Origin of the sequence: Pseudomonas sp. 3JA, assembly GCF_036961705.1 — a bacterium.
Classification (GTDB): domain Bacteria; phylum Pseudomonadota; class Gammaproteobacteria; order Pseudomonadales; family Pseudomonadaceae; genus Aquipseudomonas; species Aquipseudomonas fluorescens_Q.
Genome location: NZ_JBAMDJ010000020.1, coordinates 60,543 through 84,215 on the forward strand (window position 1 = coordinate 60,543; position 23,673 = coordinate 84,215).

The 23,673-nt window shown below is 60.2% G+C and carries 21 protein-coding genes; 5 read left to right on the forward strand and 16 right to left on the reverse strand.

The window, feature by feature from the left end; translation table 11 throughout:
* Nucleotides 1–130 precede the first annotated feature (130 nt).
* From V7773_RS16855 to V7773_RS16865, 3 genes are all read right to left on the reverse strand, one after another.
* Nucleotides 131–889: an alpha/beta hydrolase family protein gene (locus tag V7773_RS16855; RefSeq protein WP_003206064.1), complete on the reverse strand. Its 759-nt coding sequence runs from the start codon at nt 887–889 to the stop codon at nt 131–133.
* Nucleotides 879–1,982, reverse strand: a complete 1,104-nt coding sequence (locus V7773_RS16860) for a DUF3182 family protein (protein WP_336074218.1) — start codon at nt 1,980–1,982, stop codon at nt 879–881. The genes V7773_RS16855 and V7773_RS16860 overlap by 11 nt, the downstream gene beginning before the upstream one ends.
* A gap of 346 nt (nt 1,983–2,328) precedes the next feature.
* Nucleotides 2,329–3,324, reverse strand: coding sequence for a GlxA family transcriptional regulator (locus V7773_RS16865; protein WP_336074219.1), 996 nt, complete (start codon nt 3,322–3,324; stop codon nt 2,329–2,331).
* A gap of 98 nt (nt 3,325–3,422) precedes the next feature.
* Here V7773_RS16865 and V7773_RS16870 point away from each other — a divergent pair, with 98 nt between their 5' ends.
* Entirely contained in the window at nt 3,423–3,977 is a 555-nt protein-coding gene (locus V7773_RS16870) for a cysteine hydrolase family protein (protein ID WP_336074220.1), read from the forward strand.
* 81 nt (nt 3,978–4,058) lie between these two features.
* Here the strand turns inward: V7773_RS16870 and V7773_RS16875 are convergent, their stop codons facing one another.
* The gene (locus tag V7773_RS16875) at nt 4,059–7,358 is read right to left on the reverse strand and encodes an ATP-binding protein (protein ID WP_336074221.1); all 3,300 of its coding nucleotides are present in this window, start codon (nt 7,356–7,358) and stop codon (nt 4,059–4,061) included.
* A gap of 210 nt (nt 7,359–7,568) precedes the next feature.
* Between V7773_RS16875 and V7773_RS16880 the strand changes: the two genes are divergently transcribed.
* From V7773_RS16880 to V7773_RS16890, 3 genes are all read left to right on the forward strand, one after another.
* A complete protein-coding gene (locus V7773_RS16880) occupies nt 7,569–9,494 on the forward strand; it encodes an MAC/perforin domain-containing protein (RefSeq protein WP_336074222.1) in 1,926 nt (641 codons plus the stop codon).
* Nucleotides 9,495–9,664: 170 nt separating this feature from the next.
* Nucleotides 9,665–10,519 (forward strand): hypothetical protein, encoded by an 855-nt coding sequence (locus tag V7773_RS16885; RefSeq protein WP_336074223.1) that lies wholly within the window; start codon nt 9,665–9,667, stop codon nt 10,517–10,519.
* A 145-nt stretch (nt 10,520–10,664) separates the two neighbouring features.
* Complete coding sequence (locus V7773_RS16890) at nt 10,665–11,282, forward strand: hypothetical protein (protein WP_336074225.1); 618 nt, start codon at nt 10,665–10,667, stop codon at nt 11,280–11,282.
* 127 nt (nt 11,283–11,409) lie between these two features.
* Here the strand turns inward: V7773_RS16890 and V7773_RS16895 are convergent, their stop codons facing one another.
* Together V7773_RS16895 and V7773_RS16900 are read right to left on the reverse strand one after the other, a co-directional pair.
* Nucleotides 11,410–11,928, reverse strand: a complete 519-nt coding sequence (locus V7773_RS16895; RefSeq protein WP_092444796.1) for a single-stranded DNA-binding protein — start codon at nt 11,926–11,928, stop codon at nt 11,410–11,412.
* 9 nt (nt 11,929–11,937) lie between these two features.
* Nucleotides 11,938–13,335: an MFS transporter gene (locus V7773_RS16900; RefSeq protein WP_336074226.1), complete on the reverse strand. Its 1,398-nt coding sequence runs from the start codon at nt 13,333–13,335 to the stop codon at nt 11,938–11,940.
* Nucleotides 13,336–13,514: 179 nt separating this feature from the next.
* On the opposite strand from V7773_RS16900, the gene uvrA reads away from it, so the two are divergent.
* A complete protein-coding gene (uvrA, locus tag V7773_RS16905; protein ID WP_063324142.1) occupies nt 13,515–16,349 on the forward strand; it encodes an excinuclease ABC subunit UvrA in 2,835 nt (944 codons plus the stop codon).
* Between the two features lie 114 nt (nt 16,350–16,463).
* On the opposite strand, the gene bfr is transcribed toward uvrA, so the two are convergent.
* From bfr to rplO, 10 genes are all read right to left on the reverse strand, one after another.
* Nucleotides 16,464–16,928 (reverse strand): bacterioferritin, encoded by a 465-nt coding sequence (bfr, locus tag V7773_RS16910; protein ID WP_014340470.1) that lies wholly within the window; start codon nt 16,926–16,928, stop codon nt 16,464–16,466.
* A gap of 158 nt (nt 16,929–17,086) precedes the next feature.
* Entirely contained in the window at nt 17,087–18,535 is a 1,449-nt protein-coding gene (locus tag V7773_RS16915; RefSeq protein ID WP_063324141.1) for a catalase, read from the reverse strand.
* A 224-nt stretch (nt 18,536–18,759) separates the two neighbouring features.
* Nucleotides 18,760–19,146: a 50S ribosomal protein L17 gene (gene rplQ, locus V7773_RS16920; protein WP_003186009.1), complete on the reverse strand. Its 387-nt coding sequence runs from the start codon at nt 19,144–19,146 to the stop codon at nt 18,760–18,762.
* Nucleotides 19,147–19,188: 42 nt separating this feature from the next.
* Complete coding sequence (locus V7773_RS16925; protein WP_003186012.1) at nt 19,189–20,190, reverse strand: DNA-directed RNA polymerase subunit alpha; 1,002 nt, start codon at nt 20,188–20,190, stop codon at nt 19,189–19,191.
* A gap of 22 nt (nt 20,191–20,212) precedes the next feature.
* The gene (rpsD, locus tag V7773_RS16930) at nt 20,213–20,833 is read right to left on the reverse strand and encodes a 30S ribosomal protein S4 (RefSeq protein ID WP_003176404.1); all 621 of its coding nucleotides are present in this window, start codon (nt 20,831–20,833) and stop codon (nt 20,213–20,215) included.
* An 18-nt stretch (nt 20,834–20,851) separates the two neighbouring features.
* Nucleotides 20,852–21,241 (reverse strand): 30S ribosomal protein S11, encoded by a 390-nt coding sequence (rpsK, locus tag V7773_RS16935; protein ID WP_002555466.1) that lies wholly within the window; start codon nt 21,239–21,241, stop codon nt 20,852–20,854.
* A gap of 30 nt (nt 21,242–21,271) precedes the next feature.
* Complete coding sequence (gene rpsM, locus V7773_RS16940; RefSeq protein WP_003186020.1) at nt 21,272–21,628, reverse strand: 30S ribosomal protein S13; 357 nt, start codon at nt 21,626–21,628, stop codon at nt 21,272–21,274.
* Nucleotides 21,629–21,758: 130 nt separating this feature from the next.
* Entirely contained in the window at nt 21,759–21,875 is a 117-nt protein-coding gene (gene rpmJ / locus V7773_RS16945; RefSeq protein WP_002555468.1) for a 50S ribosomal protein L36, read from the reverse strand.
* Between the two features lie 30 nt (nt 21,876–21,905).
* A complete protein-coding gene (gene secY, locus V7773_RS16950; protein ID WP_003186029.1) occupies nt 21,906–23,234 on the reverse strand; it encodes a preprotein translocase subunit SecY in 1,329 nt (442 codons plus the stop codon).
* Entirely contained in the window at nt 23,235–23,672 is a 438-nt protein-coding gene (rplO, locus tag V7773_RS16955) for a 50S ribosomal protein L15 (protein ID WP_063324140.1), read from the reverse strand.
* Nucleotide 23,673: the final 1 nt, after the last annotated feature.

A 23,673-nucleotide genomic window follows, 5' to 3' on the forward strand; every position in this document is an offset into this window, starting at 1 on the left:
TTGCCTGGCCTGGCCTCATCGCGAGCAAGCTCGCTCCCACATTGGATCGGTTGTGAACACACTTATCTCGATCGCTACACATCCCCTGTGGGAGCGAGCCTGCTCGCGATGGGCCCCCAACACCGCACGATCAGCGTTCCTGGATGATGCTCAAGCGCTCTCCCACCACCATTTCCGTGATCCAGTCCACCAGGATCGAGGTGTAGGCCTGCTGTGACACGGGGTCGCTCAAGGCATGATCGGCACCGTCGATGATCCGGTGAGTCAGCGAGTGGGTCTGCTGGCACGCCGCCCGGTAGCTCATGATGGTGGCATGGGGCACGTAGGCATCGGTCTCGGACTCCACCAGCAACACATCGCCGGTGAACTGCGAACACGCATGCAAGGCGCGATTGGTTCCGGCGTGCACCAGCGTGCTGCGGTAATCCAGCAGGTCGGTCTTGTCCAGGTCGCGCTTGGGGGTGTGCCATTGCTCGTCGCGGTACAGCGCTGGCACCCGCAGGGCCAGCCAGCGTACCGGACGCAACGAAGTCAGGATCGAAGCCAGGTAGCCACCATAACTGGTGCCCACCACGGCAATCGCCGAGGTATCCAAGGCCGGGTGCGCGAGCAAGCGGTCGTAGGCCGCCAACAGGTCTCGCAGGTTGTCCTCGCGGGTGACCCGCGCCAACGGGATCCCCGCTCCGCCGGTGTGCCCACGCAAGTCGAAGGTCAGGCACACGCAACCCAGGCCGGCGATGCCTTTGGCCCGTTCCAGGTCCCGCTCCTGGCTACCGCCCCAGCCGTGCACGAACAACACGCCAGGAACCTTCGACTTGGGACTCAGGAATGTCCCGTTCATGCGTTCATCGTCAATCTCGATCTGAATGGTTTCACTTCTAGCCGTCATAGGATTGAACCGTTACGTATTTGAGAAGGAAGTCACCGTTGTGCGCCTCGCCGCGATAGACCTCCCTCGCACCGGGCGGCAGCGGTTGCTCGGTGTAGGTCTCCACCGAGGACACCCGCACCGCGCTGGTTTGCGGCGCTTCGACGAACACCTGCAACGCCGCCAGTTCGGCGCTGCTGGCGCCGCCCATGCGCCATGACTGTTCCAACACACCGCCACGGGGCTGGCCGGCGGCATCCAGGCCCTGGGCGATGTCGTAATTGCGCCGCGATGCAAAAAAGCTCGGGTAGGCCTGATTGGCGGCGTCATCGAACACCTGCGCCAGGCGCACCGCCTCGCGCACATCGTCGGGCAGTTCGAGCCTGAGCAACTCGATATAACCGCCCTGTACTATCAGCAGGTCCGACCCGCCGTACACCTCCACCCCCTCGCTGTCGTGGGTCAGGTGTTGCACACCGCAATAACTCAGGACCTTGCCGTTGATGAAGCTCTGGCCGACGCTCTGGGTCTTGACCTCGTTGAGGTGCTGTTCCAGCGCCACCCCATCGCGAAACAGCGCCTGGGCGTCCGGCCCGGCGACAATTTCATCGAACTGCGCCAGGCTCTTGATCAGCCGTTGCCCGCGCCCGGCACAGGCATGGATCGGCTTGAGGCGAATCGGCCCGGTGTACAGCAAGTGCTCGGCGGCCGGGCGCGCATCCTTGAGCGAAAAGACCGTCACGCCATCGAGTACCGCGCCTCGCGTGAGCTTGGCAAACAGCGGCGACCAGCCTTTGGGCGCCACGGCATCCTTATTCAACAGACCGTGGGTAATCGCCTTGGTGCAGATAAAATCATGCTCGACATACCCACCCCACACATCCTCCGGCCCCTTGACCCCCAGGCGCATCAAGGTTTCGGTACCGATCAGGGTTTGCGTGGGCAACAGATAAAGATCATGACCGGCCTGAGGGTCATGACTGTCGTCGTACTCCCATCCCAGGATCTGTGCCAGCCACCGGGCCAGTGCACGATTGGTCTCGACCTCATGGCGCGGCGCTTGTGGATTGACCGAATAGGCCACTACCCGCTTGTTGCGATTGACTGGTGTCATGCGTTGCCCTTTTTCCTGCGCTCGATGGCTTTGGATATGTCTGCAAATCAGGAAAGTTGCAGAGATCAGGCCAACGGTGCCATCGGCAGGGATGGCTCAGCCAAACGGGCGTCTAGTGCGCAGTTGATAGCATCGGGCCTGTTTCATTCTGCACGACACACGCTTGGCATCCCGCAAATTGCACGATATCCAGCAGCAGACACAGCCCCCTGTGGCGAGGGAGCTTGCTCCCGCTGGGGTGCGAAGCGCCCCCCCAAAAGAACCTACACCAGATGTAGTCAGTTGAGATGGTGGGGCTGCTGCGCAGCCCAGCGGGAGCAAGCTCCCTCGCCACAAAGGTCCAGTGTCAGCCTTTGGGAGTGCCCGGTGGACTTACCCCAAACCGCGCCCGGTAATCACTCGGCGCCAACCCGGTGATTTTCTTGAACGTCGCGCGAAAGGCGCTCGGGTCCTGGTAACCGACGGTCCAGGCAATGTGGTCGATGGTGCCATTGGTGAACTCCAGCATTTCCCGGGCTTTGCCGACGCGCAGATGCTGGCAGTATTCGGTGGGCTTGAGCCCGGTGGCGGCGCGAAACCTGCGCAGGAAGGTGCGTTCTTCCAGCCCAGCGCGTTCGGCCATCGCACCGAGGGAAACCTCCACCGCGCCGCTGCTTTGCAACCAATGCTGGACCTTGAGAATCGCCGGGTCGCCATGGCCGAGGATGGGCGCAAAATTACTGCCGCACTGGCTCGCGCTGTCGCTGTGCTCGATCACCAGAAATTGCGCCGTGCGCGTGGCGATGCTGGGCCCGAGCAAACGGTCCACCAGGCGTAGCCCCAGTTCCGACCAAGCCATCAGCCCGGCGGTGGTGATCAGGTCGCCGTCGTCGACGATGGGTTTGTCGGCGTTGAGCTTGATTTTCGGGTAACGCGCGGCAAAGGTCTTGGCCGAAGTCCAGTGGGTGGTGGCGCTGCGCCCGTCGAGCAGGCCGCTTTCGGCCAGCAGGATCGAGCCCACGCAAACCCCGCCCAGCACTGTGCCGTCGGCATGCTGCGCCCGCAGCCAATCCATCAGCGCCTGAGAGACCAAGCCTTCACTGAAACCGGCAAGGGACGGTGGAATCAACAACGCCACCAGCTTGCCCGCCGGGCCTGTTTCGCTGTCGAACACCCGCAACGGCGCCTCGCCCTCCTCCGCCCGCCAGTGACTTACCCGCAGCGTTGGCAACTGCACACTGGCATGCTCGGCCGCGATCCGCTGCGCCACGGCGAACAGATCGGTCAAGCCATGCACCGCCGCCAGTTGCGCACCAGGGTAGATGAGCACCCCAAGCTCGGCGACTGCCCTTTGCTGCGTCATTGTCAGTTTTCCCTCGCTTATTGTCGTTGCGGCCAATCCTCGAAGCGACGGCAAAAGCCAATACTGGCTTCACACCCAATCTGATCGAGGAAGCCCCCATGTCCAAGCAAGCGCTCATCGTAGTCGATATCCAGAACGACTACTTCCCCCAGGGCAAATGGCCGTTGGTCGGCGCCGAAGCCGCCGCCGACAATGCCGTACGGTTGATCGAAGCCTTCCGTCAGGCCGGTGATCGCGTGGTGCACATCCGCCACGAGTTCACCTCCGACGACGCCCCGTTCTTCACCCCAGGCTCGGAAGGCGCACAACTGCATCCTAAAGTGCTCAACCGCGCCGACGAACCGGTGGTGCTCAAACATTTCGTCAATTCGTTTCGTGAGACCGAACTACAATCCCTCCTCGAGCACCATGGCATCGAACAACTGGTGGTGGTCGGCAGCATGAGCCACATGTGCGTCGACGGCGTCGTGCGGGCGGCGGCAGACCTGGGCTACGGCGTCACGGTGATCCACGATGCCTGCGCCACCCTCGACCTGGAGTTCAACGGCGTCGTCGTGCCGGCTGCCCAGGTGCATGCGGCGTTCATGGCGGCGCTGGGGTTTGCCTACGCGAATGTGGTGAGTACCGAGCAATTCCTGGCCGACCATCAGTAAACCCACGGCACAGCTAAAAAACCGCGCTTCATCACCCAAGTGCGGTTTTGTCTCAGGCACCAACGGTGTACCTGGAAGCGCTCAAGTCTCCAGCACGTGCAACAACCGCGGCATCGTCGCCACGAACCCCATGTGCTGCGCTTCGCGCGCCATCCCCTGCAGCTTCTCGCCGCTGGCTTGATCGGCGTTGCACAGCCACTGCCCCGCCACATCGATCAACCGAACATGATGGTTGATCCAGGCGCACGACGCCGACTCGGGCAACGCCGCCATCTGTTGCCCATGCCAGATAGCCTTTTCGGTATTACCCGCCAACAGGCAGGTTTCAGCGGCAGCCACACGAAAGCGCAAGGCGTTGTGGGCCAGGCAGGCTTGGGTGAGCTGGGCTTCGCCCTTCGCCAAGGCCTGCTGGCTGAACGGTTCGTCATCGCTGATCATCGCCAGGCTGCCGTAGACCCAAGGCCCGATGTAGTGCTGCAACTCGAAGCGTTCCACCAGGCTCGCCGCCTCCATGATCAAGGTCTGCGCCAGCCCGCGCTCGCCCTGGCGCAACGCCACCCGCGCCAACCCTTCCAGCAGGATCGCTTCGAAACGGCTGGCGCCAAGGCTGCGTGCCAGCGTCAGGGCACTGCTCAACTCTTGTTCCGCCAAGGCATCCTGGCCGCCCGCCACCAGTACCCAGGCCGCAGTGAGCCGCGAGAAAACCTGCGCTCGATGATTGCCCAGCCGGGCGCTGCATTCGATGGCCTCCATGGCGTCACGCAAGGCGGGCTCTGGCTGGCCCAGGTACAACTGCGCCGATCCACGGGCGCTGCGATTGGCCGCCTCCACGTGTGTCCACCCATTGCGCTCGCACAAGCGTACGCATTGATCGAATACCTCGTAGGCAGTCTGCATACGCCCTTGTGCGTAGTAGGAGTCGCCAATGCCACTCAAGGCCTTGACCTCGGTTTCCAGGTCCCGACCGATGCGAGCAGAGGACACCGCTTCTTCATGAAGGCGGCGACACTCGGCGTAATCACCCCGTGGGAAATAGATATTCCCGCGCAAGTGATTCAACCGGGCAAGCGCCGCATGGGCCTGCATGGACCGGGCGATGGGCAGCATGTCCTCGATCAGGCGCTCCTCCTCGTCCAGGCAATCGAGGGTATTGAGAACTGCAGCCAGCCCCAACGCGGCCTCGATCCGATCCTGCGGCCGCTCGGCCAATGCCAAGGCTCGCTGGAAATGCGTCCGGGCCTCCACGGTCTGGCCCAGGCCCGAACACGCCTGGCCGCACAGCAACGCGAAAGGAAAATTGCCCTGCGCGCGCTCGGCAAACGCCGAGCATTGCCGCGCCAGCGCAAGGACACTGTCGTACTGGCAGGCCAGCCGTTTTTCGCCCATGGCCACCAACAGTGCGTCGAACGCCGCCGGATCATTGGCCCGCAGCAAATGCTGGGCATAAAGCACCCGGTCGCGCGCGCGATAGAGATTCGCCACCTCACCGTGCAACTGCTCGCGCAGCAACGTGGGCATTGAATCGTAGAGGCAGTGCATGACCAGGTCGTGGACAAACAGGTAGCTGCCTGGCTCGACCTCCCGCAATAGCCCCTGGCGCATGTCCGCAGTCGGCAGATAACCGGGCTGCCCCAGCGCTTCGCGCCACAGCGTCAGCTCGAAGCGATTGCCCAGCACCGCGGCGTAATGCAGGGCGCGACGTTGCTCGGGGGCCAATTTGTCAAAGCGGGTCTGGACCAAATGCCTAAGACTGTCAGGGAACCCCCCTTGCTGGCTCGACAGCAGTTGCGTCAGATACAACGGGTTGCCCTGGGCACGGGCGACACACTCGGCCCGGTAGCGCGGATCGACCTCAGTGAACTGCTCCGCCAGGACCGTGGCCTCCCGCGCCCGGATCGGCGCGATGTCGAGCAGACTCATGGGGCTGGAGGAATGCGTACGGATTTCGCTTTCCAGCGGATCGCCTTCGGGACGGGACGTCAGCAGCCAGACCACCGGCGCTTCGTCAGTGGCATCGAGCAGCCTGCCCAGTAGCATAAACAGCCTGGCATCGCCCCAGTGCAGGTCTTCGACGCAAATCAGCAAAGGCTGTTGCACCGCGATGCGCAGCAACACGTCGAGCAAGGCCTGGAACAGCCCCTGGGTACGGGCCTGGTTGCTCATCGCGGCATACAGGGCCGGAGGCTCGGCAGACGACACCCCCGTCAGCACTTGCAAGAACATGCGATGTTCGGCGGCCACTTTCAGGCGGGACAAAGCGGCGTCCAACAGCGAGGCGCTGACAGACGCCGCGCCCCCCAGGTTGAGCAAACTGGCCAGCAGTTGCCCCAGGGGCCAAAGGCTGTTGTCCATGCCGAAATCCAGCACATCGCCGCGATGGCAGGCAAAGCCCCGCTGCCGGGCCATTTCGAAAAACTCGCTGACCAGGCGGGTCTTGCCGATGCCCGCCATGCCGCGCACATAGACGATGTGCCCGTCCTGGCATTCCTGGGTGGCCTCGATCACAGCCTTGAACTGCAAGAGCTCGATGGCCCGTCCCACCAACGGGCGCAGCGCGTTTTCGTCGAGGCTGCGCGGGCGCAGACATTTGCGATAGGCCTGAAACTCATCGTCGCTGGACGAAAACTCAAACCGTGCGGCGAGCTGTTCCAGCAGGTTTTGCGCAACATACACCGGCGCGTGCCCATGACGCTCCAACAGCGGCTTTCGCGCGAGCAAGACAGGCTCGACCGCAGGTTCCATGGTGTCGGCACTCAGGCGCACAAGCCGCAGCAACAAGGCATGCCCGGACATGACGAATTGCTCCCGACTCAGCGCCAACGCGCAGAGCAGGCCCCGCTCGCTATCGCTGCGATAGGCCTGTGGCGAACCGAACTGGGCGATCACCACATCCTGCGTCATCCCCAGTGGAACGCCACCGAACTGACGCACCAGGCGCTCGATTTCTTCCATGAACGTCGTCGCGGGCAGCCCATCGATCCGAAAGGACAGCTCCAGCACGTAGCGGATGATGCTGTCATCGACCTGTTTCAGCGCCTGTTGCGCAAAGGCCGTCTGGTGCACCGCGCTCATCGTCTGTTGGATCTGCGCCAAAGCCACCGATGCGGGAGTGCTCAGCAGCTCACTCACATCGACCCCGAAGGCCGTCGCCAAGTGCCGAGCCGTGCGGTAAAGCACCGGCTTGCCGGTTTCGGCCCGCTTGATGGAGGCGATCGAGACGCACAAATGCCGGTTCAGGCAGGCCTCGGCCAGGGTTTCCTGGCTCAGGCCATGCTGTTTGCGCAGGCCTTTCAACGACACGGCGTCCAGCAGGACACGGCCGTCGGATATCGAGGCATCACGCCTGGGCAGGGCAGCAAAAGTGTTTGGTCGGGAGTCCATGTCGATAGCCCTTCTACCCTGGGACGACGGCAGCCGATCGAGTGTACTCCTGCGCCTCGCCCGGGTTAATGAAAAGATGGCATTTTGCCTGATACCAAACTGATACCGGACTGACACCGCTCTGGACTGTCCGCCTATCACCGCCCTCCCGATACTCACTCCCATCAATTGGCACCCAGTTGATACAACCTGAGCGATGGGAGAAAGGCGATGAGCGATGGACTGAAGGGCAACGCAGGCGATGACGTGCGGGATATCGGCGGTTCGCAATTACTGGGGCGCGGACTGAACCGGCTCGATTGGGCCGGCGACAGCAAGGAGTGCCTGAAGGTCGGCGATACCGAATCGGGCAAACGTGCGGTGCCATACCGGAAAACGTCTTACAACGTGGGGAAAAACGTCACCATGTCCACGGTCGTGGCCAACGACAATTTCTCCACCGAGACGTTTGCCTCCCGTGATGAGTTCGAAAGACATACCCAGACGAGTGTCGAAGCCTCCGGCAAATACGGCGCCTTTTCCGCCGGTTTCAAAGCCACCTTCGGCAGCGACATCAAGACGCTCGAAGAGCGCGAAGCCGCGCTCTACAGTCACACGGTGCGGTTGTGGAAACTGACCCTCGAGGTCAGCCCCGCCAATGCCACGGAAGCGTTCAAGAAGCGCATCGATGAGTTGCCCAAGGCCTTCGACCCGGGCAATCCGGCACCGTTCTTCAATTTCCTGGTCGACTTTGGTGCCGATATCGTCAGCGAAGTGACTGTCGGTGGCTCGCTGAACTATGCGATGACCGCACTCAAGAGTTTCCTCAGCAAGACCAACACCCTCGATGCCATGGTCAAGGCCGAATACGGCGCCTTCGTCAGCGGTAGCGCGACCACCTCGGTCTCGGAAACGGTCAAGAAAAACATCGCCCATCGCAACGCCAACCTGACCACCCGGGGTGGCACGCACGCCATCGCTTTCAACTCAGTGGACCCGAACAATTGCAATGCGGAGTTCGGCAAATGGCGCGAATCGCTGCCCGACGACCCGACCGTCGTGGAGTTGGCAATCGCGCCGGTCTATCGCTTCGTCAAGGAAGGCGAGACCCGTACGGCACTGGAGCAGGCCTACCAGTGGTACACCAGCTACAAGGCGGAAATCGAAGGCACTTGGCAAGAATCGGTGGTTGTCCTCGGCCGCTCCGGGCGGCAAGCCACCTCCAAGGCTGAAGCAACCCGCCCGGCCTTGCGAATGGTGTTCGTGGACAACAAAAGCAAGGAAACCAGCGAAAGCTTCCACTACCCACCCGCCGCGAATGCATCGACCACGGAATTTGAACAGTTCTGGGATGCGCTGGCCCTGCTGCTGAGACAAAAAAACGGGCAAAAATTGCTGATGGCCACTGAGCGCTGGCCGCGCGACGCGCGCTACTACCCGACGTATGCCATGCGTGAGGCCCTGCTGTCCAACGGCGCCAGCGAAGTGTCGCTGATGCGCTGGGACACGCTGACCAAGCACATGCAGCCCAACCCGTTGTCCGGCCTGACCTATGTGCTGGCGGGAAATGACTTCGAGGTGCCCGGTGTCGATGGACTCATTGCCGGTTTTGGCCAGGCAGGCAAGGACCTCAACCCAACGGTGAAGGTCAAGGCTCGGTTTTCCCACGACTCGTTTGGCAAGGTCAAGTTGGTAAAAACCGCAACGACCGAGGAAGACCCTCGCACCGCGCTGTACATCGTGCGCAACAATACCGACGCGAAACCGGCCCTAGCGGTCGATCCGCAAAACCGGACCCGTATCGCCATGCAGACGCCGGACAGGCACAATCCAGGGCAATACTGGTACATGCCCGAGCTGGAAAAACCTTATCCGGAAATCAACCACCCGGTGCTGCTGATCAACTACGAGACGGGAACCTGCCTGCAGGGCATGCATGACCAGGGCGACTGCCGGCTCAAGCCCATCGAACCGGGTCGCCAGCAGGACGACGTCATCTGGGACCGACGCGGCGATGAGGTGTTTCACCTGTTGATGGTCTACTACTGGATGGACGCCCTGTGCCTGACCCAGGTTGAAAAGCGCGCCGCCGTCCGGCCGTGGCGCCAACCTCACGGCATGGACTGGTTGCGTGAGCAGCATCGTCCGTACAGTTGACACCCGATAGTGAGATCCCCTGTGGGAGCGAGCTTGCTCGCGATAGCGCTGGTTCAGCTTGCTTCAATGTTGAATGTGCCGCCGCCATCGCGAGCAAGCTCGTTCCCACAGGTTCGTCGGGCGATTGAGCGCCCTTTCTCTAGCTTTCTTGCGTGCGTGGTCCCCATACGATGCAAGTCTTCAACAGTGTTCCCTTTATCGGCGATGGCGTGGAAACGGCCCTCGATCCCCGCCGGTTTCCCTACCTGTTCAACGACCATGGCCTGGCTCGACCGAGTGTCCAGGAGCACGGCCACCTGATCCAGCTCAGCCCCGAGAACCCGGCCCTGTCTCTGGGCACTCGCTACTCGGGTATCAGTTGGCGGGACCGTGAGGTTGCAACGAACAGCGGTTCCTACTGGATCAAGACGTTCGACTTCCACGCCAGCGAAGTGCACTACGCACCGATCTGGGCAACCAAGGAAACGGCGCAGGCCTTTGGCATGACCCTGCTCGGCAACGGCGAATGCCTGCGTTTCGAGTACGACCAATTGATCCTGGGCCAATACACCTACGGCAAATGGGCCGGCCATCAATCGCCCTACCTCGGCCCGGGGCGCCAGCGCGAGCTGCTGACCTACAACCCGACCGACCTCGAATACCACAACTTCCCCCACGCGTTCTTTTCCCGTTATGGCCGCTTGCCACTGGTGATCAGCGTCGCCCGTTGGCGGCCGGCGTCGAGGGAAATTCATTTGGCCGACCTTTGGCTGCGACCCGGCGATGCGCTGGTCCTGCCGCCCAAGCACTACCCCGACATCGCCCCCAGTGACGCCCACGGCGTCGAAAACTGGCCGGCCGTCGTAGACCTGCATGGCAATCGAAACTCAGCGCTGGCCTGCTGGTTCGGGGAAGGTGAAGACTGTTTGCTGACGGAGACGATCCTGGCCAACTCGACCTTGATGAGCTCTCCCCAAGGCAAACCGCACTATCACGAAGAAAAAGCGCCGACGCGGCATGAATTACCGGCGGACTATCGGCCGTGAGGGGGTGATAGCACTGCAGGCCAGGCAGAAAAAACCTGGGTGGGCGGGATTCAGGAAGAACCCAACCTCGGGAACTGTTTTTTACTAGGCGTACTTGAGGAATAACGATAAGAATGGCCGGGCATTTTTCCCAAGAGCCAGCCGTATGAAACGCAAACGCCCGCCGCGCCTGGTCGAATCCCCGTTCCCGACCGCTACATCAGCGCCACTGCACCCGCCCACGTGGGATTGCTCAAGCGACGTATCCAGGCCGGGATACCTGGGCACGATGGTGTATGCCGTGGTGATGCTGCTGGCCTTGCCGGTCTACGGGCTGGCAGTGCTATCGACGAAGTTGTTTCATGTCGGACAAAACCTGTCGCCCATTCATACAAGAGTGATCGAGGCCCCCCTGTTTATAGCGCTCGCGTTCATCAGCGCATTCGCGGCCGTCTGCGTGCTCAACTGGCTCGCCTCCGGGCCTACGGTGCTTGGCTTCTGCTTCGACGAACGCCAGCAACGCCTCACCTTCACCCAGCGCCGCCCTGCCCGGCAGACCACCGAAGAATGCGTGCCGTACAGCGATATCCACTCCATCAGGCCCTACATAACGACCGCTTCCGCCCACTTTTGTCACTTTGTGGTGTGCTTCGCCGGGGCCAATGGCAAACCGATCGAACTTCGGTTTTCGGATGTAACGGTGCGGGACATGGCGTTCCATGCCGAGTGGTTGAGGCAGTCGATTGGCGAGAGGATGCAGGAAGTATTGGATCTGGATTTGTGAGCATGACCGGATTGCCCGGGGTCCTCAAGTCATGAACCTGGCCTGCGCCAATAAATAAAAAGCCCCAAGGGCAGAGTGCGCTTGGGGCTTTTTTTCAAACTATTGGCTGAGTAGTCTCAACCCGTCATCAGAACGGAATATCGTCATCAAAGCTGTCGAAATCCGGTGCCGGTTGCGGCGCGGCCTGTTGTGGGGCCGGGCGTTCACGTTGTGGCTGCGGAGCCGACTGCTGTGGACGAGGTGCCTGCTGACGAGGGGCCGATTGCTGGTAGTTGTTGCCACCTTGCTGCTGGTCGCCCTGTGGACGGCCACCCAGCAATTGCATGGTGCCTTGCATGTCGACCACGATTTCGGTGGTGTAGCGCTTGATGCCGTCTTTTTCCCACTCGCGAGTCTGCAGCTTGCCCTCGATGTACACCTGCGAACCCTTGCGCAGGTATTCGCCGGCGATTTCAGCCACTTTGCCGAACATCGACACGCGGTGCCATTCGGTCTTCTCGACCTTCTGGCCGGTCTGCTTGTCGGTCCACTGTTCGCTGGTCGCCAGACTCAGGTTGGTCACGGCGTTGCCGTTCGGCAGGTAGCGAACTTCGGGATCCTGGCCGCAAGTACCGACCAATATGACTTTGTTAACCCCACGGGCCATAACGTTCTCCTAGGCTTCGCACGTAGTCGGGGCCGGGTTGTTCACCAGGCGCTCGAGCGTCGCACGATCCAATAATTCGGTGTCGAGTTTGATATACACGGCCGCTTCGTCGGCGACCACCACTGCATCGGTTACTCCAACGACGGCCTTCAGACGCTCGGTCAGGCCAGCCTCACGAATCGCCTCGGGCGATAAGGGCAAGCGCAGGCTCGTCACATAGGGAGGTTCGCGCATGGTAACAGCAAAGGCTAACCAAAGTGCAGCCAGCGCGGCACAACCCAGGAACACAACCGACAAACCGCCATGCTGGAACAGCCAGCCGCCAAGGATCCCGCCCAACGCCGAGCCCAGGAACTGACTGGTGGAGTAGACCCCCATCGCCGTGCCCTTGCCGCCCGCTGGCGAAACCTTGCTGATCAGCGACGGCAGCGAGGCTTCCAGCAGATTGAACGCGGTGAAGAACACCACCGTGCCGATCACCAACGCCCGCAAGCTATCGCCGAACTGCCAGAAGAATAGCTCAGTGAGCATCAGCGTCATGACGGCGCCGAGCAAAACTCGTTTCATTTTGCGTCGTTTCTCGCCATAGATGATGAACGGAATCATGGCGAAGAACGAAATCAGCAGCGCCGTCAGGTAAACCCACCAGTGCTGCTCCTTGGGCAGGCCGGCCTTCTCGACCAGGGCCAGCGGCAAGGCCACGAAGCTGGACATCAGCATGGCGTGGAGCACGAAAATACCCAGGTCCAGGCGCAGCAGGTCCGGGTGCTTGAGCGTCGGGATCAATGCCTGGCGCGCCACCCCGGATTCCCGGTGCTGCAACGGCCCGGTGGACCGCGGCACCATGAACGCCACGATCAGGATTCCCACCAGCGCCATGGCCCCGGTCGCCAGGAACAGGCCCGACAAGCCAAACGCGCGGGTCAGCAAAGGACCGACCACCATGGCCACGGCGAACGACAGACCGATGGTCATGCCGATCATGGCCATGGCCTTGGTCCGATGTTGTTCGCGGGTCAAGTCTGACAGCAGCGCCATCACGGCCGCGGAAATAGCCCCGGCGCCCTGCAGGATGCGTCCGGCGATCACGCCCCAGATCGAGTCGGCATTGGCCGCCAGCACACTGCCCAGGGCGAAGACGATCAGCCCCAGGTAGATAACCGGGCGCCGGCCGATACGGTCGGAAATGACCCCGAACGGGATCTGGAAGATCGCCTGGGTCAGGCCATAAGCGCCGATCGCCAGGCCGATGAGGGCCGGGGTGGCGCCTGCCAGGTCCATGCCATAGGTCGCCAGCACCGGCAACACCATGAACATGCCCAGCATACGGAAGGCGAACACCAGGGCCAGACCGCTTGCTGCGCGTGTCTCGCCACGACTCATGCGTTCGCTGTGGGGATCTTGCATGGAAAAACCTCATGTGAACCGGCGGCGATTCTACCAGTCCCATCGATTGAGAGGGTATATGGCGACCGTTTGCCGCGCAGTCTTCATGTATGGCTGCAATCGCACCTTCAATAGTGTGCATCCATCCAGTATTTGCCCGTATACTCCTACGTTTTCGACGCCCGCCGAGCGAGGCCACTTTGGACAAGATCCTGATTCGTGGGGCCCGTACCCACAACCTGAAGAACATCGACCTGACCCTGCCACGGGACAAGCTGATCGTCATCACCGGCCTGTCCGGATCCGGCAAATCATCCCTGGCCTTCGACACGTTGTACGCTGAAGGCCAGCGACGCTATGTCGAATCGCTGTCGGCCTACGCCCGGCAGTTCCTGTCGATGATGGAAAAACCCGACGTCGACACCATCGAAGGCCTGTCGCCGGCCATTTCCATCGAACAGAAATCGACCTCCCATAACCCCCGGTCGACGGTCGGCACCATCACCGAGATCTACGACTACCTGCGCTTGCTGTATGCGCGGGTCGGCATTCCCCGCTGCCCCGACCACGACATTCCCCTGGAAGCCCAGACCGTCAGCCAGATGGTCGACCTGGTGCTGGCCCAGCCCGAAGGCAGCAAGCTGATGCTGCTGGCCCCGGTGGTTCGCGAGCGCAAGGGCGAACACCTGATGGTGTTCGAAGAGCTGCGCGCCCAGGGCTTCGTGCGGGCCCGGGTCAACGGCAAGCTGTGCGAGCTGGACGAACTGCCGAAACTGGATAAACAGAAGAAGCATTCGATCGATGTGGTGGTCGACCGCTTCAAGGTCCGTGCCGACTTGCAGCAGCGGCTGGCCGAGTCCTTCGAGACGGCACTGAAACTGGCCGACGGCATCGCCCTGGTCGCACCGATGGACGACGAACCCGGCGAGGAGATCATTTTCTCCGCGCGTTTCGCCTGCCCGATCTGCGGCCATGCCATCAGCGAGCTGGAACCCAAGCTGTTCTCCTTCAACAACCCGGCTGGCGCCTGCCCGACCTGCGATGGCCTGGGGGTCAAGCAGTTCTTCGACACCAAGCGCCTGGTCAATGGCGAGCTGACCCTGGCCGAAGGCGCGATTCGCGGCTGGGACAGGCGCAACGTCTACTATTTCCAGATGCTCGGTTCGCTGGCGGCCCATTACAAGTTCAGCCTGGATAAACCGTTCAACGAGCTGCCCGCCGACCAGCAGAAATTCATCCTGCAGGGCAGCGGCTCGCAGAATGTCGACTTCAAATACCTCAACGACCGCGGCGATATCGTCAAGCGCTCCCACCCGTTCGAAGGCATCGTGCCGAACCTGGAGCGACGCTACCGCGAGACCGAATCGGCCAGCGTGCGCGAAGAACTGGCCAAGTTCCTCAGCACCCAGCCCTGCCCGGACTGCCGTGGCACTCGCCTGCGTCGCGAGGCGCGGCATGTGTGGGTGGGCGAGAAGACCCTGCCGGCGGTGACCAGCCTGCCGATTGGCGACGCTACCGATTATTTCGGCGGCTTGAAGCTCACCGGCCGTCGGGGCGAAATCGCCGACAAGATCCTCAAGGAAATCCGCGAGCGCCTGCAGTTCCTGGTGAACGTCGGCCTGGATTACCTGACCCTCGACCGCAGCGCAGACACGCTGTCCGGCGGCGAAGCCCAGCGTATCCGCCTCGCCAGCCAGATCGGCGCCGGCCTGGTGGGGGTGATGTATATCCTCGACGAGCCATCCATCGGCCTGCACCAGCGGGACAACGACCGGTTGCTTGGAACCCTGAAGCACCTGCGGGACATCGGCAACACGGTGATCGTGGTCGAGCACGACGAGGACGCCATCCGCCTGGCGGACTACGTGGTGGACATCGGCCCGGGCGCAGGGGTCCATGGCGGGCATATCGTTGCCCAGGGCACCGCCGCCGAAGTCATGGCGCACCCTGACTCCCTGACCGGCAAATACCTGTCGGGTCGGGTGAAGATCAAGGTTCCGGCCAAACGTACGCCGCGCAACAAGAAGTTGTCCCTGACCCTCAAGGGGGCTCGCGGCAACAACTTGCGCAACGTCGACCTGGAAATCCCGATCGGCTTGCTGACCTGCGTGACCGGCGTGTCCGGCTCCGGCAAGTCGACGCTGATCAACAACACCCTGTTCCCCCTCAGCGCCACGGCCCTGAACGGCGCCACGACCCTGGAAGCGGCCGCCCACGACAGCATCAAGGGCCTGGAGCACCTGGACAAGGTGGTCGACATCGACCAGAGCCCGATTGGCCGCACGCCGCGCTCCAACCCGGCGACCTACACCGGATTGTTCACACCGATCCGCGAACTGTTCGCCGGCGTGCCAGAGTCCCGCTCGCGCGGCTACGGCCCGGGGCGTTTCTCGTTCAACGTCAAGGGCGGGCGCTGCGAAGCCTGCCAGGGCGATGGCCTGATCAAAGTGGAAATGCACTTTCTGCCAGACATCTACGTGCCGTGCGATGTGTGCAAGAGCAAGCGCTACAACCGCGAAACCCTGGAGATCAAATACAAGGGCAAGAACATCCACGAAACCCTCGAGATGACCATCGAGGAGGCCCGGGTGTTCTTCGACGCGGTGCCGGCCCTGGCGCGCAAGCTCCAGACGCTGATGGATGTCGGCCTGTCGTACATCAAGCTGGGGCAGTCGGCAACGACCTTGTCCGGCGGTGAAGCCCAGCGGGTCAAGTTGTCTCGCGAGCTGTCCAAGCGCGACACCGGCAAGACCCTGTATATCCTCGACGAGCCGACCACCGGCCTGCACTTCGCCGATATCCAGCAATTGCTCGACGTGCTGCACCGCCTTCGCGACCACGGCAATACTGTAGTGGTGATCGAACACAACCTGGACGTGATCAAGACCGCTGACTGGCTGGTGGACCTGGGGCCGGAAGGCGGCTCCAAGGGTGGCCAGATAATCGCCGTAGGGACGCCGGAACAAGTGGCCGAGATGAAGCAGTCCTACACCGGCTACTACCTCAAGCCGCTGCTGGAACGTGATCGGGACTGATTTCACCCGGGCACGAAAAAGCCCCTGTCATCTCATCGGTGACAGGGGCTTGATCGTTCCCACGCTCTGCGTGGGCATGCAGCTTGCGACGCTCTGCGTTCCCTTTCCCAGCAATCAGAATTGCGATTGCAGGTAGTTTTCCAACCCGATCAGCTTGATCAGACCCAACTGCTTCTCCAGCCAGTAGGTATGGTCTTCTTCGGTGTCGTTGAGCTGGATCCGCAGGATCTCGCGGGTCACGTAGTCGTTGTGCTGCTCGCAGAGCTCGATGCCTTTGCACAGTGCGGCGCGGACTTTGTATTCCAGGCGCAGGTCGGCGGCGAGCATGTCGGGCACCGTGGTACCGACGTCGAGGTCATCGGCACGCATGCGTGGCGTGCCTTCAAGCATCAGGATCCGGCGCATCAGCGCATCGGCGTGCTGGGTCTCTTCTTCCATCTCGTGGTTGATACGTTCGTAGAGCTCGGTAAAACCCCAATCCTCGTACATCCGCGAATGGATGAAATATTGATCACGGGCTGCCAGTTCGCCTGTCAGCAACGTGTTGAGGTAATCGATTACGTCTGGGTGACCTTGCATCGCCCTACATCTCCACAAGCTCTTAAAGGTTGTAGTTTGAACCAAGCTGAGCGCAAGGTCACTGTCTCAACGCTACAAAAGCGAAGAAAATCCGAGAAAACCAGGTTAAATAACGCAAAAACCGCCCAAATGAGGGCGGTTCTGCTTCTCGTTTAGACTTAGTTAAGCGCTACACCCAAGGCTTTTGCGATGCCCTCTCCATAAGCAACATCGGCCTTGAAGAAATGCTGCAGCTGACGGTCAACCACATCTGCCGACACGCCTGCCATTGCACCGGCGATATTGCTGATCAACAGCGCCTTCTGCTCATCGCTCATCAAGCGGAACAGCGCACCGGCGTGGCTGTAGTAGTCGGTGTCTTCGCGATGATCGTAACGGTCCGCCGCGCCACTGAGAGCCAGTGCTGGTTCTGCGTAACGTGGGGCTTGCTTCGGCGCCTCCACGTAGCTGTTCGGCTCGTAGTTCGGTGCCGCCCCGCCGTTGCTGCCAAACGCCATGGCACCGTCGCGCTGGTAAGTGTTGACCGGGCTACGTGGCGCATTCACCGGCAATTGCTGGTGATTGGTGCCCACACGGTAGCGATGCGCATCAGCGTAGGCGAAGACACGGCCCTGCAGCATGCGGTCCGGCGAGAGGCCAACCCCTGGCACCATGTTGCTAGGGCCAAACGCCGCTTGCTCGACTTCGGCAAAGTAATTTTGCGGGTTGCGGTTGAGCTCGAGCACACCGACTTCGATCAGCGGAAACTCTTTCTGCGACCAGGTCTTGGTGACGTCGAACGGATTCTCGTAATGGGCTGCAGCCTGGGCTTCAGTCATGACCTGGATGCAAACGCTCCATTTCGGGAAGTCACCGCGCTCGATGGCACTGAACAAGTCACGCTGGGCGTAATCCGGGTCCGTCCCCGCCAGGCGTGCTGCCTCTGCCGGCGCGAGGTTCTTGATCCCTTGCTGGGTCTTGTAGTGCCACTTCACCCAGTGGCGCTCACCCTGTGCGTTGATCAGGCTGTAGGTGTGGCTGCCGAAGCCGTGCATGTGGCGGTAGCCATCCGGAATACCGCGATCGGAAAACAGAATGGTGACCTGGTGCAACGCCTCAGGCGAATGCGACCAGAAATCCCACATCGCCTGGGCGCTTTTCAGATTGCTTTGCGGCAGACGTTTCTGGGTGTGGATGAAGTCTGGAAATTTCAACGGATCACGGATGAAGAATACCGGGGTGTTGTTGCCGACGATGTCCCAGTTGCCTTCCTCGGTGTAGAACTTCAGGGCGAAACCGCGCGGATCGCGTTCGGTGTCGGCAGAACCACGCTCACCGCCCACGGTGGAGAACCGCAGGAAAGTTGGGGTTTGCTTGCCGACTGTGTCGAACAACTTGGCGCTGGTGTACTGCGTGATATCCCGGGTCACGGTAAATGTACCGTAGGCGCCCGAGCCTTTGGCGTGCACACGGCGTTCAGGAATATTTTCGCGGTTGAAGTGGGCGAGTTTCTCGATCAAGTGGAAATCGTCGAGCAGCAGCGGGCCGCGTGGGCCGGCGGAGCGAGAGTTCTGGTTATCGGCGACAGGAGCGCCGCTGGCGGTCGTAAGCGTTTTGGTCTGGCTCATGCTCAATCTTCCTAGGTCGGTCTTCGAACTGCCGGCTAATCGGCTGGAAAGGAGTATTGATCATATTAATGACAGTATCCAAATTCATTAAATCATGGACATCGATAGTCAATATCTAACACTGAATACTTGCCAATAGCCAAGCCGGTCGAAGCGGCTTGCCTGCTTTTTCTTCAGGCAACAAAAAACCGGGCACAAGGCCCGGTTTTTTGTATGTTGCCGACTTACTCAGCGGATACAGCTTCGCCGCTGGTAGCACGATCAACCAACTCGACGTACGCCATAGGCGCGTTGTCGCCAGCGCGGAAACCGCACTTGAGGATGCGCAGGTAGCCACCCTCACGGGTAGCGTAACGCTTGCCCAGGTCGTTGAAGAGCTTACCAACGATAGCTTTCGAACGAGTACGGTCGAAAGCCAGACGGCGGTTAGCCAGGCTATCTGTCTTGGCCAGAGTGATCAGCGGCTCAGCAACGCGGCGCAGTTCTTTGGCTTTCGGCAGTGTAGTTTTGATCAGCTCGTGCTCGAACAGCGACACCGCCATGTTTTGGAACATGGCCTTGCGGTGCGAGCTGGTGCGGCTCAGGTGACGACCACTTTTACGATGACGCATGGTTCATTCCTTACCAAACACAACGTTCGGTGATTACGACGATCAGGCAGTCGCCTTGTCGTCCTTCTTAAGACTTGCAGGCGGCCAGTTGTCGAGGCGCATGCCGAGGGACAGACCGCGGGAGGCCAGAACGTCCTTGATTTCAGTCAAGGATTTCTTGCCAAGGTTCGGAGTCTTCAACAGCTCTACTTCGGTACGCTGAATCAGGTCGCCGATGTAGTAGATGTTTTCCGCCTTAAGGCAGTTAGCCGAACGTACAGTCAGTTCCAGATCGTCAACCGGGCGAAGCAGGATCGGATCGATCTCGTCTTCCTGCTCGACAACCACTGGCTCACTGTCACCCTTGAGGTCGACGAACGCAGCCAACTGCTGTTGCAGGATGGTTGCAGCACGGCGGATAGCCTCTTCAGGATCCAGGGTACCGTTGGTTTCCAGATCAATAACCAGCTTGTCCAGGTTGGTACGCTGTTCGACACGGGCGTTTTCCACCACGTATGCGATACGGCGTACTGGGCTGAACGAAGAGTCAAGCTGCAAGCGACCGATGCTGCGGCTTTCGTCTTCATCGCTCTGACGCGAGTCTGCCGGTTCATAACCACGACCACGAGCTACGGTGAGCTTCATGTTCAGGGCGCCGTTAGACGCCAGGTTAGCGATTACGTGATCGGGGTTAACGATCTCGACATCATGATCCAGCTGAATATCGGCAGCGGTAACCACCCCCGAACCCTTCTTCGACAAGGTCAGCGTAACTTCGTCACGACCGTGCAGCTTGATAGCCAGACCTTTCAGGTTCAACAGGATTTCAATTACGTCTTCCTGTACACCTTCGATGGCGCTGTACTCATGGAGCACACCGTCAATCTCGGCCTCGACTACTGCACAGCCGGGCATTGAGGACAACAGGATGCGGCGCAGCGCGTTGCCCAGGGTGTGGCCGAAACCACGCTCGAGAGGCTCGAGTGTGATCTTGGCGCGGGTTGGACTGACAACCTGCACATCAATATGGCGGGGTGTCAGGAACTCATTTACCGAAATCTGCATGGATGCACCTATTTTCTAGCCCTTACTTGGAGTAGAGCTCGACAATCAGGCTTTCGTTGATGTCGGCGGACAGATCACTGCGAGCAGGAACGTTCTTGAAAACGCCCGACTTCTTCTCAGTGTCTACTTCTACCCATTCTACGCGGCCACGTTGGGCACACAGATCGAGAGCTTGGACAATGCGAAGTTGGTTCTTTGCTTTCTCGCGAACAGCAACCACGTCACCAGCACGAACCTGGTAGGACGGAACGTTTACGGTCTGACCGTTAACGCTGATCGACTTGTGCGATACCAGCTGACGAGATTCGGCACGAGTAGAACCGAAACCCATACGGTATACAACGTTGTCCAGGCGGCATTCGAGCAGCTGCAACAGGTTTTCGCCGGTTGCGCCTTTCTTGCCAGCAGCTTCTTTGTAGTAGCCGCTGAATTGACGCTCGAGAACGCCGTAGATACGACGGACCTTCTGCTTTTCACGCAGTTGGGTGCCGTAGTCGGACTGGCGACCGCGGCGTTGGCCGTGGATACCAGGTGCTGCTTCAATGTTGCACTTCGATTCGATCGCGCGCACGCCGCTCTTCAGAAAAAGATCGGTGCCTTCGCGACGAGCGAGTTTGCATTTTGGACCAATGTAACGAGCCATTCTTTACAATCTCCTGGATTACACGCGGCGCTTCTTCGGCGGACGGCACCCGTTGTGCGGGATTGGCGTCACGTCGGTGATGCTGGCGATCTTGTAGCCACAGCCGTTCAAAGCGCGGACTGCGGATTCACGACCTGGACCTGGACCCTTGACGTTGACGTCGAGGTTTTTCAGGCCGTATTCCAGCGCAGCTTGACCAGCACGCTCAGCAGCTACTTGAGCAGCGAACGGGGTGGACTTGCGGGAACCGCGGAAACCCGAACCACCGGAGGTAGCCCAGGAAAGAGCGTTACCTTGACGGTCGGTAATGGTCACGATGGTGTTGTTAAAAGAAGCATGGATGTGGGCGATGCCATCAACCACTGTCTTTTTAACTTTTTTACGAGGACGAGCAGCAGGTTTTGCCATGATTAAATTCCTGTCGATTCGCTGGGGCGATTACTTGCGGATCGGCTTACGCGGACCTTTACGGGTACGCGCGTTGGTCTTGGTACGCTGACCGCGTACTGGCAGACCACGACGATGACGCAGACCGCGATAGCAACCGAGGTCCATCAAGCGCTTGATTTTCATGTTGATTTCGCGACGCAGGTCACCTTCAGTGGTGAACTTCGCCACTTCGCCACGCAGCTGTTCAATCTGCTCGTCGCTCAGATCTTTGATCTTTGCCGCTGGGTTGACCCCAGTCACTGCACAAATTTTCTGTGCAGTAGTGCGACCAACACCATAGATGTAGGTCAGCGAGATAACAGTATGCTTGTTATCTGGAATGTTGACGCCTGCAATACGGGCCATTCAGTGGGACTCCAATTGACAGCTACCTACGCCCCGGAAGCCAAGAAATAGGGCGCGAGATAATATCGCTGTAATAACAAATAATCAACCCGGCAGCGCACTAGCTGCCGGGCTTAAAGCACAATCACACTCAGCCTTGGCGCTGTTTGTGACGCGGTTCCGCGCTGCAAATTACCCGAACAACACCTTCGCGGCGAATAATCTTGCAGTTACGGCACAGCTTTTTCACCGATGCACGAACTTTCATCACCAACTCCTCGAACCTTATGGACGCTACTCAGCGCAACATGCCGCTGCCGTAGCCCTTCAGGTTGGCTTTCTTCATCAGGGATTCGTACTGGTGCGAAACGAGGTGCGATTGTACTTGGGACATGAAGTCCATCACAACCACGACCACGATCAGCAACGAGGTCCCGCCAAGGTAGAACGGTACGTTTGCCGCAACCACCAGGAACTGGGGCAACAGACAGACGGCCGTCATGTAAAGAGCACCGAACATGGTCAAGCGAGTCAGAACGCCATCAATGTAGCGCGCAGACTGCTCACCTGGACGGATGCCCGGAATAAAGGCACCGGACTTCTTCAGGTTTTCCGCTACGTCTTTCGGATTGAACATCAACGCCGTATAGAAGAAGCAGAAGAAAATAATCCCTGCACTAAACAGCAGAATATTCAACGGCTGACCAGGAGCGATCGACTGCGAGATGTCCTGCAACCAGCCCATACCTTCAGACTGGCCGAACCAGGCACCCAACGAAGCCGGGAACAGCAGGATGCTGCTCGCGAAAATAGCCGGAATGACGCCGGCCATGTTCACCTTCAACGGCAAGTGGCTGGTCTGCGCAGCAAATACCTTGCGGCCCTGCTGACGCTTGGCGTAGTGAACAGCAATACGACGCTGACCACGCTCAATGAACACCACGAAACCGATAATCGCTACTGCCAGCAGACCGATGGCAACCAGGGCGAAAATGTTGATATCACCCTGACGCGCAGACTCGAAAGACTGCCCGATCGCTCTCGGAAGACCGGCGACGATACCTGCGAAGATCAACATCGAGATACCGTTGCCAACACCACGCTCAGTAATCTGCTCACCCAGCCACATCATGAACATCGCGCCTGCCACAAAAGTGGTTACCGCAACGAAATGAAAGCTGAAGTCAGCAGTGAACGAAACGCCCTGCCCCGCCAAGCCGATGGACATGCCAATGGCTTGAACGAGAGCGAGGACGACAGTGCCGTAGCGGGTGTACTGGCTGATCTTGCGACGGCCAGCTTCACCTTCCTTCTTCAACTGCTCCAGCTGCGGGCTGACGGCGCTCATCAATTGCATGATGATCGATGCCGAAATGTACGGCATGATCCCCAGTGCAAAGATGCTCATCCGCTCCAGCGCGCCGCCGGAAAACATGTTGAACAAGCTAAGAATGGTCCCCTCATTCTGTCGAAACAGGTCCGCGAGTCGGTCCGGGTTGATACCTGGAACCGGGATGTGTGCGCCTATTCGGTAGACGATAATCGCCAGGAACAGAAAACGCAGACGAGCCCAGAGTTCAGACATACCGCCTTTGCCGAGCGCAGAGAGAGCACCTTGCTTAGCCATTTATTCCTCGAACTTGCCGCCAGCTGCTTCGATAGCCGCACGCGCACCTTTGGTGGCGCCGATTCCCTTTCCGATGGTGACAGCACGAGCAACTTCGCCCGACAGCATGATTTTCACACGCTGAACGTTCTGGTTGATCACGTTGGCATCCTTCAGGGACTGCACGGTGACGATGTCGCCTTCCACTTTGGCCAGCTCGGACAGACGCACTTCTGCGCGGTCCATGGCTTTCAGGGAAACGAAACCGAACTTCGGCAGGCGACGATGCAGCGGCTGTTGACCGCCTTCAAAGCCTGGAGCAATGGTGCCACCGGAGCGGGAGGTCTGACCTTTGTGGCCACGGCCACCGGTCTTGCCCAAACCACTACCGATACCACGGCCCGGACGATGCTTTTCGCGACGGGAACCCGGCGCTGGACTCAGATCATTGAGTTTCATC

What these genes read in the sequence shown, in the direction of transcription:
- V7773_RS16855 (WP_003206064.1), bottom strand. Translation starts at nt 889, where the DNA reads ATGACGGCTAGAAGTGAAACCATTCAGATCGAGATTGACGATGAACGC.
- V7773_RS16860 (WP_336074218.1), bottom strand. Translation starts at nt 1,982, where the DNA reads ATGACACCAGTCAATCGCAACAAGCGGGTAGTGGCCTATTCGGTCAAT.
- V7773_RS16865 (WP_336074219.1), bottom strand. Translation starts at nt 3,324, where the DNA reads ATGACGCAGCAAAGGGCAGTCGCCGAGCTTGGGGTGCTCATCTACCCT.
- V7773_RS16870 (WP_336074220.1), top strand. Translation starts at nt 3,423, where the DNA reads ATGTCCAAGCAAGCGCTCATCGTAGTCGATATCCAGAACGACTACTTC.
- V7773_RS16875 (WP_336074221.1), bottom strand. Translation starts at nt 7,358, where the DNA reads ATGGACTCCCGACCAAACACTTTTGCTGCCCTGCCCAGGCGTGATGCC.
- V7773_RS16880 (WP_336074222.1), top strand. Translation starts at nt 7,569, where the DNA reads ATGAGCGATGGACTGAAGGGCAACGCAGGCGATGACGTGCGGGATATC.
- V7773_RS16885 (WP_336074223.1), top strand. Translation starts at nt 9,665, where the DNA reads ATGCAAGTCTTCAACAGTGTTCCCTTTATCGGCGATGGCGTGGAAACG.
- V7773_RS16890 (WP_336074225.1), top strand. Translation starts at nt 10,665, where the DNA reads ATGAAACGCAAACGCCCGCCGCGCCTGGTCGAATCCCCGTTCCCGACC.
- V7773_RS16895 (WP_092444796.1), bottom strand. Translation starts at nt 11,928, where the DNA reads ATGGCCCGTGGGGTTAACAAAGTCATATTGGTCGGTACTTGCGGCCAG.
- V7773_RS16900 (WP_336074226.1), bottom strand. Translation starts at nt 13,335, where the DNA reads ATGCAAGATCCCCACAGCGAACGCATGAGTCGTGGCGAGACACGCGCA.
- bfr (WP_014340470.1), bottom strand. Translation starts at nt 16,928, where the DNA reads ATGCAAGGTCACCCAGACGTAATCGATTACCTCAACACGTTGCTGACA.
- V7773_RS16915 (WP_063324141.1), bottom strand. Translation starts at nt 18,535, where the DNA reads ATGAGCCAGACCAAAACGCTTACGACCGCCAGCGGCGCTCCTGTCGCC.
- rplQ (WP_003186009.1), bottom strand. Translation starts at nt 19,146, where the DNA reads ATGCGTCATCGTAAAAGTGGTCGTCACCTGAGCCGCACCAGCTCGCAC.
- V7773_RS16925 (WP_003186012.1), bottom strand. Translation starts at nt 20,190, where the DNA reads ATGCAGATTTCGGTAAATGAGTTCCTGACACCCCGCCATATTGATGTG.
- rpsD (WP_003176404.1), bottom strand. Translation starts at nt 20,833, where the DNA reads ATGGCTCGTTACATTGGTCCAAAATGCAAACTCGCTCGTCGCGAAGGC.
- rpsK (WP_002555466.1), bottom strand. Translation starts at nt 21,241, where the DNA reads ATGGCAAAACCTGCTGCTCGTCCTCGTAAAAAAGTTAAAAAGACAGTG.
- rpsM (WP_003186020.1), bottom strand. Translation starts at nt 21,628, where the DNA reads ATGGCCCGTATTGCAGGCGTCAACATTCCAGATAACAAGCATACTGTT.
- rpmJ (WP_002555468.1), bottom strand. Translation starts at nt 21,875, where the DNA reads ATGAAAGTTCGTGCATCGGTGAAAAAGCTGTGCCGTAACTGCAAGATT.
- secY (WP_003186029.1), bottom strand. Translation starts at nt 23,234, where the DNA reads ATGGCTAAGCAAGGTGCTCTCTCTGCGCTCGGCAAAGGCGGTATGTCT.
- rplO (WP_063324140.1), bottom strand. Translation starts at nt 23,672, where the DNA reads ATGAAACTCAATGATCTGAGTCCAGCGCCGGGTTCCCGTCGCGAAAAG.